The sequence below is a fragment of the Microbacterium sp. KU4F genome (assembly GCF_056868075.1).
Genome location: NZ_CP200324.1, coordinates 1771927 through 1784879 on the forward strand (window position 1 = coordinate 1771927; position 12953 = coordinate 1784879).

Annotated in this window: 10 protein-coding genes and 1 pseudogene; 7 read left to right on the plus strand and 4 right to left on the minus strand. The window is 69.2% G+C overall.

Annotation, left to right across the window (positions count from 1 at the left end; all coding sequences use genetic code 11):
* Nucleotides 1–29: 29 nt before the first annotated feature.
* From AC1VNH_RS09035 to AC1VNH_RS09065, 7 genes are all read left to right on the plus strand, one after another.
* Entirely contained in the window at nt 30–200 is a 171-nt protein-coding gene (locus AC1VNH_RS09035; RefSeq protein WP_309734794.1) for a CsbD family protein, read from the plus strand.
* 89 nt (nt 201–289) lie between these two features.
* Nucleotides 290–1426 carry a glycerate kinase gene (locus AC1VNH_RS09040; RefSeq protein ID WP_483110964.1) on the plus strand — a complete coding sequence of 379 codons (1137 nt, stop codon included), beginning with the start codon at nt 290–292 and terminating at the stop codon, nt 1424–1426.
* A 30-nt stretch (nt 1427–1456) separates the two neighbouring features.
* Nucleotides 1457–1915, plus strand: coding sequence for a hypothetical protein (locus tag AC1VNH_RS09045; RefSeq protein WP_309734790.1), 459 nt, complete (start codon nt 1457–1459; stop codon nt 1913–1915).
* 213 nt (nt 1916–2128) lie between these two features.
* Nucleotides 2129–2509, plus strand: coding sequence for a hypothetical protein (locus AC1VNH_RS09050; RefSeq protein ID WP_483110965.1), 381 nt, complete (start codon nt 2129–2131; stop codon nt 2507–2509).
* Entirely contained in the window at nt 2506–4467 is a 1962-nt protein-coding gene (locus AC1VNH_RS09055) for a glycosyltransferase family 2 protein (protein ID WP_483110966.1), read from the plus strand. The genes AC1VNH_RS09050 and AC1VNH_RS09055 overlap by 4 nt, the downstream gene beginning before the upstream one ends.
* Nucleotides 4464–6050 (plus strand): chitinase, encoded by a 1587-nt coding sequence (locus AC1VNH_RS09060; protein WP_483110968.1) that lies wholly within the window; start codon nt 4464–4466, stop codon nt 6048–6050. Before AC1VNH_RS09055 ends, AC1VNH_RS09060 begins: the two co-directional genes overlap by 4 nt.
* Before the next feature lie 87 nt (nt 6051–6137).
* A complete protein-coding gene (locus AC1VNH_RS09065) occupies nt 6138–6311 on the plus strand; it encodes a hypothetical protein (protein ID WP_483110969.1) in 174 nt (57 codons plus the stop codon).
* Between the two features lie 53 nt (nt 6312–6364).
* Here AC1VNH_RS09065 and AC1VNH_RS09070 read toward each other — a convergent pair.
* From AC1VNH_RS09070 to mmsB, 4 genes and pseudogenes are all read right to left on the minus strand, one after another.
* Nucleotides 6365–6879, minus strand: a pseudogene (locus AC1VNH_RS09070) (ASCH domain-containing protein).
* Between the two features lie 79 nt (nt 6880–6958).
* Nucleotides 6959–10033 (minus strand): carbohydrate binding domain-containing protein, encoded by a 3075-nt coding sequence (locus AC1VNH_RS09075; RefSeq protein ID WP_483110971.1) that lies wholly within the window; start codon nt 10031–10033, stop codon nt 6959–6961.
* Nucleotides 10034–10464: 431 nt separating this feature from the next.
* Nucleotides 10465–11412, minus strand: coding sequence for an ROK family protein (locus tag AC1VNH_RS09080; RefSeq protein WP_483110972.1), 948 nt, complete (start codon nt 11410–11412; stop codon nt 10465–10467).
* 329 nt (nt 11413–11741) lie between these two features.
* Nucleotides 11742–12953, minus strand: a complete 1212-nt coding sequence (mmsB, locus tag AC1VNH_RS09085; protein WP_137418164.1) for a multiple monosaccharide ABC transporter permease — start codon at nt 12951–12953, stop codon at nt 11742–11744.

Consider the following 12953-nt stretch of genomic DNA (forward strand, 5'->3'; position numbering starts at 1 on the left):
TCATCCGAAAGAAGAGAAAGGAGACCCTCATGGGACTCGACGACAAGATCAAGAACGCTGCGGAGGACCTCGTCGGCAAGGCCAAGGAAGCCGCCGGCAAGGTCACGGGCAACGAGAAGCTCGAGGCCGAGGGCAAGGCCGAACAGGCCAAGTCCGATCTCAAGCAGGCCGGCGAGAACGTGAAGGACGCCTTCAAGTAAGCCGGAACGGACGTGCCCCGCGGCCTCGGTCGCGGGGCACGTCGCTTCCAGGGATACCCATGCCGGGCCCCGGCTGCGACGATCGACGGGTGTCCGACCCCACCTCCCCCGCCCGCTCGCGGATCGTCGTCGCCCCCGACAGCTTCAAGGGCTCGCTCGACGCGACGAGCGCGGCGGGCGCCCTGGCCGAGGGGTGGCGGAGCGTCCGCCCCGACGACGAGCTGCTGCTGAGGCCGATGGCCGACGGCGGCGAAGGCACCCTGGATGCGTTCGCTGCAGCGATCCCGGGCTCTCGACGCGTTCCCGTCGCCGTGACGGGACCCACGGGGCGTCGGATCGACTCCCACTGGCTGATGCTGCCCGGCGAGCACCCCCGCACCGCCGTGGTCGAGCTGGCGTGCACGTCCGGCATCGAGCTCGTGGAGGCAGGCGAGACCGTCGACCCGCTGACGACGCACACGCTCGGATTCGGCGAAGCCATCCGCGCCGCCCTCGCGGCGGGTGCCACCCGCCTTCTGCTCGGGATCGGCGGCAGCGTGTCCAGCGACGGCGGCTCAGGAGTGTTGACCGCGCTCGGCGCGATCGTCCGGGATACGGACGGCCGCCAGGTGCCCTCCGGAGCGGCCGGCCTCTCGCGCGCCGCATCCCTCGATGCCAGAGGGCTCCTGCCGCCGCCGGCCGACGGGAGCCTCGTGCTCTCCGACGTGCGCGCCCCGCTCCTGGGCCCCGGCGGCGCCGCGCGGATGTTCGGCCCCCAGAAGGGGGCGGACCCCGATCAGGTCGACCGGATCGAGACCGCGCTGACGCAGTGGGCCCGGGTCGCCGGTGCCGCCCCGGATGCGGCGGGGGCGGGAGCGGCCGGCGGATGCGGTTTCGGCCTCCTGGTCTGGGGCGCCCGGCTCGCTTCGGGGGCGGACGCGGTCGCCGAGACGATCGGACTCGACGCCGCCCTCGCGGGCGCGCAACGGGTGATCACGGGCGAAGGGTCCTACGACTCCCAGTCGCTGCTGGGCAAGGCGCCGGGCGTCGTCCGCGCGTACGCCGAGGCTCGGGGCGTGCCCGTGAGCGTCGTCGCGGGGCGCTTCGGCGTAACCCCCGGGATGGATGACCTGTCGCTGGAAGAGCTCGCGGGTTCCGCCTCTGCGGCAGTGTCGGATCCGCGACGATGGCTCCGCGAAGCGGGCGCCCGACTCGCGCGCGCACAGACGCGGCGCGATAGCGTGTAGGGACGATACCGGCGAGGCGAGGAGCGCACGATGAGTCTCCAGGCGCGACTGCGTCGGCGGGTCGAAGAAGACCTGCGCAGCGCCCGGGTGCTCATCGACGGCGACGCGGAGGCTCTCATCACCGGCATCCGGCGCGTCATCGGCCCCGATCAGCTCGTCCTACCCGGTGTCGGCGAGCGGCCGGCCGATCTCGGCGTCGTCATCATCGACCGCAAGGCGCACGGTTCCACCCTGCACCGCGCGCAGGAGTTCTTCTCCCGCATCGATGCGCAGCTCGTCGACGACGCACCGCGGATCTGTCTCATCGTGGGCGGCGCGAACTCGGTGGCACCGCGCACCCTCGCGCGTCTGCTGAGCGCCGAGGTCGTCCACCAGATCGTGGTCAGCACCGCGCCCTCGCTGGCGACCACACGCGACCGGGCCGACCGCCGCCGACTGCGCGCCCTGGGGTGGCTGGGAATCGACATCCTGCGACTCGGTCGCGTCTGAGCGTCACTGCTCGAACCGCAAGGAATGCGCAAGAAATGCGCAAGATCCGCAATCCCACCGCAAGATTCGGGTGGTTCCGTCCGAATTCCCCCGTACGCCGTCCGCAGCTGGAACCGCTCTCGTACCGTAGCTCCAGCAGCACTCCGCTGCTCTCGGTGAGCGCCCCGTCACCCGAAGACGTGGGCGCTCACCGCTCCTTCGGCAGGGGACGACATGGCGAAGACTCCTGCGCTTCCGAGCGCACGAAAGCGGCAGTGGGGATCCGAACGACGCCGCGAGCCACTGCCCACGCTCCACCCGCGTCCCTCGGCCGCGAAGATCGTCTGGGCACGCATCGCCATCGCGATCACGGTCGCCGGCTGGGCCGCCTACATGCTCACCACGGCACTGCGCCAGATCTTCGCGTACGACGGCGAGCACATCTGGCCCACGATCGAGGCGTGCATCTACGCCCTCGTCATCACGGCACTGAGCTTCTCTGCGCTGATGTTCCTCGTGCAGCGGGAAGCCGCTCTCCGACGGTTCCGCGATCACGATCGGGTGCCGCGCGCGGGCTGGACCGTCACTTCGACGATGAGCACGGCGAGGGGATGACGGTCCTCATCCCCTCCTATGCCGAGGAGCCCTCGGTCATCCGCAAGACCATGTGGTCGGCGGCGCTGCAGGAGTATCCGTCGCTGCGGGTCGTGCTGCTCCTGGACGACCCCCCGTTCCCCACGGATCCGCACACGATCGCACGCCTGGAGGCGACCCGCCAGATCGCCCTCGGAATCGCCGAGGACCTCGCCGAACCCGCGTACCGCTTCACCGAGGCGATGTTCGACTTCGAGCAGCGCGCCGCAACGGGCGGCGTCGGCGAGGCGGAGATCCTCTCCTTGCGAGACGAGTACCGCTACGCGGTCGCCTGGCTCAACGACATGGCGGACTCCGAACCGCACGAGGACCACGTCGACACCTTCTTCATCGACCAGGTCGTCCGCGGGCTGGCCGACGACCTGGACCTCACGGCGTCCGCGCTCGAATCCGCGGCCGAGTCCCAGACAGAGCTCTCGCACCAGCGCCTGCACGAGCTGCATCGGCGCCTGGTGTGGATCTTCTCGGTGGATGTGGGAACGTTCGAGCGCAAGCGCTACGCCTCGCTGTCCAGCGAAGCGAACAAGGCGATGAACCTCAACGCGTACATCGGCCTGATGGGCGGTCGCTACCGGTTCGTGGAAGGCCCCGGTCGCAAGACGGTGCTGCGCCTGGTCGCCGGCGCGGGACAGGAAGCGGACCTCGTCATCCCCAACTCGGACTACCTGCTCACCCTCGACGCCGACTCTCTCCTGCTCCGCGACTACTGCCTGCGGCTGGTCTACTTCCTCGAGCAGCCCGGCAACGAACGCGTCGCCGTCACGCAGACGCCGTACTCCTCGTTCCGCGGCGCTCCGACGCGCATCGAGCGACTGGCGGGCGCGACGACCGACATCCAGCACATCCTCCACCAGGGCATGTCGGGCTACGACGCGACCTTCTGGGTCGGTGCCAATGCCGTCATCCGCATGGAGGCGATGGACGACATCATGCAGATCGATGATGCCGAGGGCTTCGAGGTGCGTCGCTACGTGCAGGACCGCACCGTGATCGAGGACACCGAGTCCTCGGTGGATCTCGCCGATCACAACTGGACGCTCGTGAACTACCCCGAGCGACTCAGCTACTCGGCCACGCCGCCCGATTTCGGCTCGCTCGTGGTGCAGCGGCGGCGCTGGGCGAACGGCGGCCTGCTCATCCTGCCGAAGTTCCTGCGCCAGGTGCGCGCCCGCAGACGCACGTCGCGCCCCGTACGCCTGGGCGAGTGGATGATCCGCGTGAACTACATGGCCTCGCTCGCGTGGGCCAGCTTCGCGCTGCTCTTCCTGCTCACGTTCCCGTTCGACAGCGACCTGCTGAGCCCGCTCGTCCTGGTGGCGGCAGCCCCGTACTTCCTGTGCCAGGCGAGCGACTTGAAGTACTCCGGCTACCGCTACCTCGACATCCTCCGCATCTACGGTTTCAACCTCATCCTCCTGCCGGTCAACCTCGCCGGCGTGCTGAAGTCGATCGAACAGGGCCTGACCGGCCGCAAGATCCCGTTCGCCCGCACTCCGAAGGTGCGCGAGCGCACGGCGACGACGCTGCTCTACGTCGTCGCGCCCTGGGCGATCGTCGCGTTCTCGATCTTCACCGCGTGGTGGAGCTTCAACGCCCAGAACTGGGGAACGTTCTTCTTCGGCACGCTCAACGCGGTCTGCGCCCTGTGGGCGTGTGTCGAGAACATCGGCATCCGCAACTCGCTCGTCGATGTGTGGATGGGACTGACCAACTGGATGTGGGTTCCCGTTCCCACCGAGACCTCGGGCCGCGCCGCCCCCGGTGAGCCCGGGTTCGACTGGCAGGATGCACTGTTCCACGGCTACCCCGCGGCCGGCGATCCGGTCCGTCGCGCAGCCCGGCCCACCGCATCCGCCGCGGTCGAGCAGGCACCGTCGCGCGCGCTCGAGGCGAGAAGCGCGACGGGCCGGCGCGCATGAACCCGCGCGTCGCCTACACTGCACCGCCCGCTCCCGGCCCATACGACGGCAAACGCCTGTCGCCGTGGCGGGTCACGCTCGGGGTGATCATCCTCGTGGCCATCGTCGCCGGTTCGCTCTTCGGCTACCGCCTGCTCGTGGTCGATCAGGTGCGCGCGGTGACGGGGGCCGCGTGGTTCGCACCGTACGTCGACGTGACCACGACACCGTTCTTCGCGTTCGAGAAACCCGAGAACGATGCCGACCGGGACGTCGTCCTCTCGTTCGTGGTGGCCGCCGCGGCGGATTCGTGCACGCCGTCCTGGGGCGGGTACTACGACCTCGACGAGGCGGCGCGCGATGTCGATCTGGACCGGCGCATCACGCGGCTGCGCGAGAGCGGCGGCGATGTCGTCCTGTCCTTCGGCGGCGCAGCGGGCACCGAGCTCGCCAATGCCTGCGCCGACGAAGAGGGGCTCGGGCAGGCCTATCGGAGTGTCGTCGACCGCTACGACGTATCGACGATCGACCTCGACATCGAGGGGGAGAACCTCGAGGACCCCGTGTCGGGTCTGCGCCGCGCGGTCGCGATCGCCGACCTGCAGCGCGAGCGGCGGGCGGCGGGCGAGGACCTCGCGGTCTGGCTCACGTTGCCGGTCGCGCCCGACGGGCTGACCGCCGCTGCGCGCACCGCCATCGCGCAGATGCTGGAGTCCGGGGTGGATCTGACCGGCGTCAACGTCATGACGATGGACTTCGGCGTCGACCGTGGCAGGCAGACCATGGCCGAGACCGCGATCGACGCGCTCCGCGCGACGCATGCGCAACTCGGCGCGCTCTACGAGGACGCCGGGACGACCCTTACCGCGCCCACCCTCTGGGGCAAGCTGGCGGCCACGCCCATGATCGGCCAGAACGACGTGCCCGACGAGGTCTTCACCCTCGACGATGCGACGGCGCTGAACGCTTTCGCGCAGCAGCAGCGGATGTCACGACTGTCGATGTGGTCATTGAACCGGGACCGGACGTGCGGCACCAACTACGCCGACACCTCGGTCGTCTCCAACGACTGCAGCGGCATCGACCAGCAGGACGCGACATTCGCCGAGACCCTGCAGCCCGGATTCGAGGCCGCGCCCGACGAATCTGCGGGGCGCCGCACCACGCCGGAGCCCGTGCCCACGGCGACCGACGACCCCGCGGCCAGCCCGTACCCGATCTGGACCGAGACCAACACGTACCTCTCAGGCGCGAAGGTCGTATGGCGGCAGAACGTCTACGAGGCGAAGTGGTGGACGCGCGGCGACGATCCGGACAACCCTTTGGCGGATGCGGACTCGTGGCCGTGGCGGCTGATCGGTCCCGTGCTGCCGGGCGAGACGCCCTACCCGCAGCCCACGCTGCCGGAGGGCACCTACCCGGACTGGGACCCGGTGACGACGTACACCGAAGGCCAACGGGTGATGTTCCAGCAGGTCCCCAATGAAGCCAAGTACTGGACGCGCGGCGACAGCCCCGCCGCGCAGGCGACGGATGCGGACGGCTCGCCGTGGCAGCCGCTGACGATCGTGCAGCTCGAGCAGGTCATCCAGAGCGGTCCCTGACACGACGCCGCGTCAACCCCCGCGAGGGAGAACGCGGCGCGGCGTAGCGTGCCGGCATCCGCTGGATCCGATCGAAAGGAGACCACGATGTCGAACAACACCTTCCCTCCCCCCGTACCGCTTCCCGGGGACGGAGAGCGAGACCAGGAGCCGACGCGCGACGTGGACGGCGAAGAGGTGCTGGACGGGGACCTCGACGACGACCAGATCGACAGCGCCGAAGCCGATCGCATCGCCTCCCAGGAGGGCGGCGCAAGCTGAGCCGAGAGACCCTGCGCCCGACGTCGCGGGGTCTCCGACTCACGCCGCCGCGGTCAGTCCGCGTGTTCCGGCGGCCACACCACGGAGAACCGCTCGAAGACGATCTCCTCGTCCTCCGACCAGACGGCGCCGCGCGCGGCGCTGACCCGCTCCCAGTAACGCCGGTGCTCGCGCCGCCAGCTCTCGAGCGAGCCGTCGTCCTCTCCCTCGTCCCTGGCGAAGGATGCGTCGGCGCTGGTGAAGGGACCGAGGCGCAGCTCGGTGCTGCGGATCACGATGCGCGGTGCGCCCGTGCTGTCGCAGGCGATCCAGTGGGAACCGATACGCGGCACGGCATCGCCACGCGCCACGAAGTCCGCGACGAGCTCGGCGGTCGCGCGCTTGCGTCCCGACAGGACGATGTCGAGGAGCTCGTCGGCCAGGCGCGCCGAATCACCGAAGTGCTCGACGGTGTAGTCGGGTGAAGCACTCACCGCCTCGGGGTGGGCGGCGCGATACTCCCCCACATCCGTTCGGCAGCGGCGATGTCGCGAGTGAGGGCGACGGAGGAAAGCGACGGCTCGGACATCGGTCGATTCTCTCACCCTCCACGCAAAAGCAGGTGCCCGGGACGGCGAACGCCGTCCCGGGCACCTGCTGCTCATCCGTTAGAGCTCGGAGCGACGCGCCCGCGCCCGCAGCCGGAGCATCGCCAGGATGCCGAGGCCGAGCATCGCGGCGCCGAACAGCGACGCGGACATCATCGGCGTCGTGTCCTGCCCCGTCGCGGCCAGCGCACCCGCGGCCGCACGTACGGTGACGGGTAGCTCAGCGAGGATCCGGTCGCCATCGCGCAGTTGGATGTGGTGCTCCCCCGGCGTGATGTCCGCGGGGATCGTCACGGTCGCACGGAGCGCGCCGTCGGTCACATCGACCGTGGCGAGCGCGCGATACGTGCTCGCGATGCCGATCTCCACCTTCGCGACATCGAGTCCCTGCGCCGTCACCGTCAACGACTCTCCGGCCCGCACGTCCGTGCGCGACAGGACCGCGGTGACGTCGGACTCACCCGGGTTGCCCGGGTTGCCCGGGTTGCCCGGGTTGCCCGGGTTGCCGGGCTCGGTTCCGTCTTCGGCCGTGAACGTCCAGTTGTCGACCTCCATGAGCTTCGAGTCCGTGCCGCCCTCGGGCTCCGCGAAGACGAAGAACACATCGTGCTCCCCGGTCGCGCCGGTGACGTCAGCCTTCACGGTGGTCCACTCGCCCACGGTTCCCTCGACGGCGATCTCGCCGACGACGGGGCCGTCGACCTCGTCGAGCCGGACCTGGATCGACGCGCCCTCCACGAGCGGCTTGACCCGGGCCGAGACCGAGGCGGCCCCGTCACCGAAGTCGACCCCCGAGATTCCGGCGAAGTCGCCGTCGTCGATGGAGCTCAGCGCCATGTTGCCGCTGCCGTTGTGCTCGGGGAACTCGACCGACGCCGCATCCGTCGCGACCGTCTTCAGCCCGAGCTGCCATGCCAGCGTCTCTGCCTCGAAGGTGCGGTACGGGTCGAACGCCTCGACCTGCTCGACGCCTGCGCGGGTTCCCTGGACGGGCTTGATGGTGCCGTCCGCGTTGAACTCGAGCTTGTCGATGTGCACCGAGCGGTAGCCCTGGGTCGATCCCGGGGTTCCGAGCGCCGCAGCCCACGCCGCGCCCCGCGTCTGAGCGTGGTACGTGAAGTACGTCTCGCCCTTGAACGTGAACATGTCGGAGTGGTTGTTGCCGCCGTTACCCGCGCCGAAGAAGTTCGACTGGTTCTGGAAGGCGACACCCGCATACGTGGACGCCGGCAGGTTCATCGGGTCGTCGGTCATCATGTAGGCGATCGCTCCGGTGGGCGGGTAGACCCCCTCCTGCGGACGCACCTGGAAGTTCGACGAGTACGAGTAGTAGTACGTGTCGCCGCGCTTGAACATGCTCGAGGCCTCGAACATGCCGGGGCCGTCGATCTCCACGGGGTCGCCGTCGAGCGTCACCATGTCGTCCTTCAGCTTCACGACGCGCGTCGACTTCGGGTTCTGCGGACCCTGGACGTTGCTGCCCGAGCCGATCTGCGAGTTGCCGCCGAAGTACAGGTACGCCTGTCCGTCGTCGTCGATGAAGACCTCGGGGTCGAACAGCCACATCCCCGCGGGGAATCCACCACCGGCGATGTACTCCGGCGAGACGGTGTCGGGGATGATCTTCTTGCCGACCGGGTCGGTCCAGGGCCCGAGGGGCGATCCACCCACGACGACGGCCGTGCCGGTACCGCTGTCGCAGAAGTACAGGTAGACCTTGCCGTCCTTCTCGATCGCCGCCGGAGCCCAGGAGTTGCGTGCCCACGGAGCTGCGCCGCCCTCACGCGCGATCGGAACCGCGCCGTGGTCGACCCAGTTGACCATGTCGGAGGTCGACATGACGTTCAGACGCGTGATGTCGCCGTAGCCGTTGGACTGCGTCGGCAGGCCGTTCGCGTCCTTGCTGTTCTTCTCGTACTGCTGCGTGTCATCCGTCGAGTAGATGTAGAGGCGGCCGTTGTAGATCAGGTGGTGCGGGTCGGCGCCGAACTTGTGGCCGACGAGCGGGTTGTGGTCGCCGACGGGCTTGGTCTGCACCTCTTCCAGGCTGCCGTAGGTCGGGGCCGCCGGGGCGTCCGCGACCTTGATCAGCGACATGTCGTCGACCTGGAAGTCCTGCAGTGCACTCGATCCCCACGGTGTCTCGACGAAGAACCAGTCCGCGGACGCGTGGTTGGCCCCTGCCGTGAACTCCTTGGAGAAGGTGCCCCACTCGCCGCGCGTGTAGGTCTGACCGTTGTCGACGCAGTCGTTGAAGTTGCTCGGGCAGAACGTGAAGTTGAACTGCTGGGTCGGCTCACCCTCGGTGTACTTCAGCTTGCCGCCGAGGCGGTAGGTGGCGCCGACTTCGAGCTTGCCGGTCACCGAGGCGAAGGGACCCGACTGGGTGTTGGTGCGGCCCGTGACCTTGAGGGAATGTGCGCCGCTGGCGGCGTCATCGCTCAGGGCGAGCGTGCCGGAGCGCGTCGCGGTCCATCCCGTGAACCCGTCCACGAACCGGCCATCGGGAAGAAGGTTGCCGGCGACGGCCGGCGGCTCGGTCACGGCGGGCGTACCGGGATCGGTGCCGCCTGCCGCCGTCAGGGAGACATCGTCGATGACGAAGCTCTGCACGTTCGTGTTCCACGGCGTCTCGACGAACATGATGTCGTAGTTCGCGATCGCCGGCGTGAAGGTCTTCTCGAGGACCTTCCACTGCCCTGCGGTGAGGGTGGCACTGGTCACGACATCGCACTGACTGCGCGAGCTCGTGCACAGCACGACGTTGAAGTTCTGGGTGGCCGCGCCCGCGTCGAACTTCACCGCGAGCGACAGATCGTAGCTCTTCGCAGGATCCAGGAGGCCGGTGACGGTGGCCGTCGGCCCGGACTGGAACGTGGTGCGACCGCTGATGGCGAGCGATTTACTCCCCGACTTCGCATCGCTGCTCTCGGCGAGCGTTCCGCCGAGGGGCGCGCTCCATCCGCTGATCCCGGCTTCGAACGTGCCGTTCGCGATCAGCGGGGTGGACGCGGCGTGGGCCGCGGGAATCGCGACCGCCGAGGACAGCGCAAGCGCGCCGATTCCCAGCAGCGCGCCGAGCGTCCGTGGCCCGCGTGCGAGTGCACGGCGAGGGGTGCGTAGGGGTGGTCTCACGTCTTGTCTCCTTTGAGTTCGAGTGCCACCAGCGCCTCATCTGCGAAAGCGCCGCTCCCGTCGATCAGTCGCCGGCCTCACCGGCCACGAACCCGGTTCCGACGCAGGGAGCCACCTCGCTCACTGCACCCTGTCCGCGCACGGGAGGCCGCGGGACGCCGTCCCCTTCGCACGCAGGCTTGTCGCCGCTGCGAGGGGCCGACTCACCCTGCGTCGTCGGCGTCTGGTCGTCGGCGAAAACGCGAGAATGGGGAACCGTTCGTGATGTTACCGGTACCATTAGCGCTAACACAATGGCCTCGCATAACAAACTCTCAGTTTCGAACGATTCTCGACAGCCTGCCCCTCCGGCAGGGCAGCCTAAAAGCGCCTGCGCTCGCAAGCCGCGGCGCACCGCCGGGGCGCCGCAACCGCCGCGGGGCTGATCCTCGTCAGCGACGGGGCGCGGTCGTCGGGTCGGCGAGGATCGGCGCGAAGGCGAGTTCGGCGGGCCCGATGAGCATGAGTCGCGAGCGCAGCCGGGAACGTTCGAGGCGCACGACGCGCCCCTCCGCGCCCAACGGATGCAGGCGCACCGCCGCCGAGAGCCGCTCCCTGCTGACGGAGAGCAGCGAGCCCAAGTAGCCCGAGAGCACCACGAGCTCGGGGCTGAAGGCGTTGACGAAGTTGGTCAGAGCGATCGAGAGCACGTCGACCTGCCGCGCGACCTCCGCCATGACCTTCGGGTCGCGTGCGACCCCCAGTTCGACATCCAACTCGTCCTCGTCGAGTCGTCGGCGTCCCAGCAGCGGTTCGATGAGGCTGAGATCCACCTCCGCCTCCAGGCATCCCCGCCGACCGCAGACGCACTTGATGCCGCCGGGGTTGACGACCGTGTGACCGAGCTCGCCCGCGTACCCGGACGTGCCCCGCAGCAGCGTGCCGTCCATGATCACGCCGCCACCGATCCCGCGCAGCGAGCCGCCGAGGTAGAGCAGATTGCGCACCCCGCGGGCGACGCCGAACCGCGTCTCCACCAGCGCGCCGATGCTGGCGTCGTTGCCCGCCGTGACGTGCATGCCGAGCTTGTCGGACATCCGGGCCGCGATGGGCTCGTGCCGCCACTGCAGGGTCGGTGCCACGAGCACCGATCCGCGGGCATCCACCAGGCCCGGCACCGCGAGCCCCACACCGACCACGCGGTAGTGCCGATCGATGTCGGCTCGCATCACGTTGATGAGATCGACGGCGAGCTGGACGAAGCGGCGCGGGCTGACGGGGCGGGCGGTGTCGTGATGGAGGCGGGCGTGCACCGTGCCGCCGAGTCCGATGAGTGCGACCGTGACGCCGTCCGCATCCACACCGACGCTGATCGCCGAGACCGCGTCGTCGACCTGCAACTCAGAGATGGGCCGGCCCGCCTTGCCGGTCGAGGGGACCGCCGGCAGCTCCGCACGAGAGCCGCATCCATCAGCTCCGAGACCAGGCCCGTGATCGTGGAGCGGTTGAGCCCGGTCTGGGCACTGCGCTGCGCGCGCGAGAGGGTGCCGTTCAGCCGAAGTTCCGAGAGCACGGCCACGAGGTTCTGGCGGCGGACCGCGTCATTCGTGGTTCCACCCCCCGCGGAGCCCGCGGGGGGTGGAAGATCAGGCCCCGTCGCGACGGTCACCGCAGTCACCCGGCAATTCTGGCACGGCGTCCGGCGGTCGCCCGGCGCGGGGCGCGGCGCTCACGCGCCGCCGCTGCGTCGCTTGTTGAAGATGTCGAAGGCGACCGCCAGCAGCAGCACGATGCCCTTGATCGCCATCTGCCATGCCGCATCCACGCTGAGGATCGACAGACCCATGTTGAGCACGCCCATCACGAGACCACCGATCACGGCGCCGACGACCGTGCCGATACCGCCCTGGACCGCCGCCCCGCCGATGAAGACGGCGGCGATCGCATCCAGCTCGTAGTTCTGACCGGCGGAGGCGACCGCGCTGCCGGCACGGGCCGTACTCACCACGGCCGCGAGGCCCGCGAGCACACCCATGTTGACGAAGATGAAGAAGTTGACCCATCTCGTCTTCACACCGCTCATGACGGCGGCGAACAGGTTGCCGCCCATCGCGTAGATGTGCCGGCCGAACACCGTGCGGTTGAGCACGAACGTGTACGCGAGCACGAGCACCGCGAGGATGATGAGCACGATCGGCGTTCCGTTGTACGTGGCGAGCGTCCACGCGGTGGCCATGATCGCCACGACCGCGACGGCGTTCTTCAGCCAGAACGACCACGCGACCTCGCGCGGCAGCTCCATCCGGCGCAGCGTGGCGCGCGTGCGCAGCTGCTGGGCCACGAGCGCGACCGAGGCGAGCAGCCCGAGCACGAGGGTGAGCGCATCGCGGTCCGCGACGTAGCCGAAGACGGGCGGAAGCCACCCGGCACCGATCGCCGTGAAGCCGTCGGGGAGCCCGCTGATCGTGCCGCCGGTCAGCAGCACGAGGGTGAGACCGCGGAACAGGAGCATGCCGGCCAGGGTCACGATGAACGCCGGTATCCCGACGAACGCCACCCAGAAGCCTTGCCATGCACCGACGACCGCGCCGACGACGAGGGAGAGGATGACCGCCGCCCACCACGGCAGTCCCCAGTTGTTCATGGAGATCGCCGCGATCGCGCCCACCATGGCGACGACCGACCCCACCGACAGATCGATGTGACCGGCGATGATGACCATCACCATCCCGATCGCGAGGATCAGGACGTAGGCGTTCTGTTGGATGAGGTTGTTGACGTTGCCGGGCATCAGGAGGCGGCCACCCGTCATCACCTGGAACAGCACGATGATGATCACGAGGGCGGCCAGGATGCCGTACTGACGGAAGTTGATCCGGGCGAGCAGACCCCGCCTCTTCTTCGGCGGGGTGTCCACCGTCTGCGTCGACGCAGTAGCCAT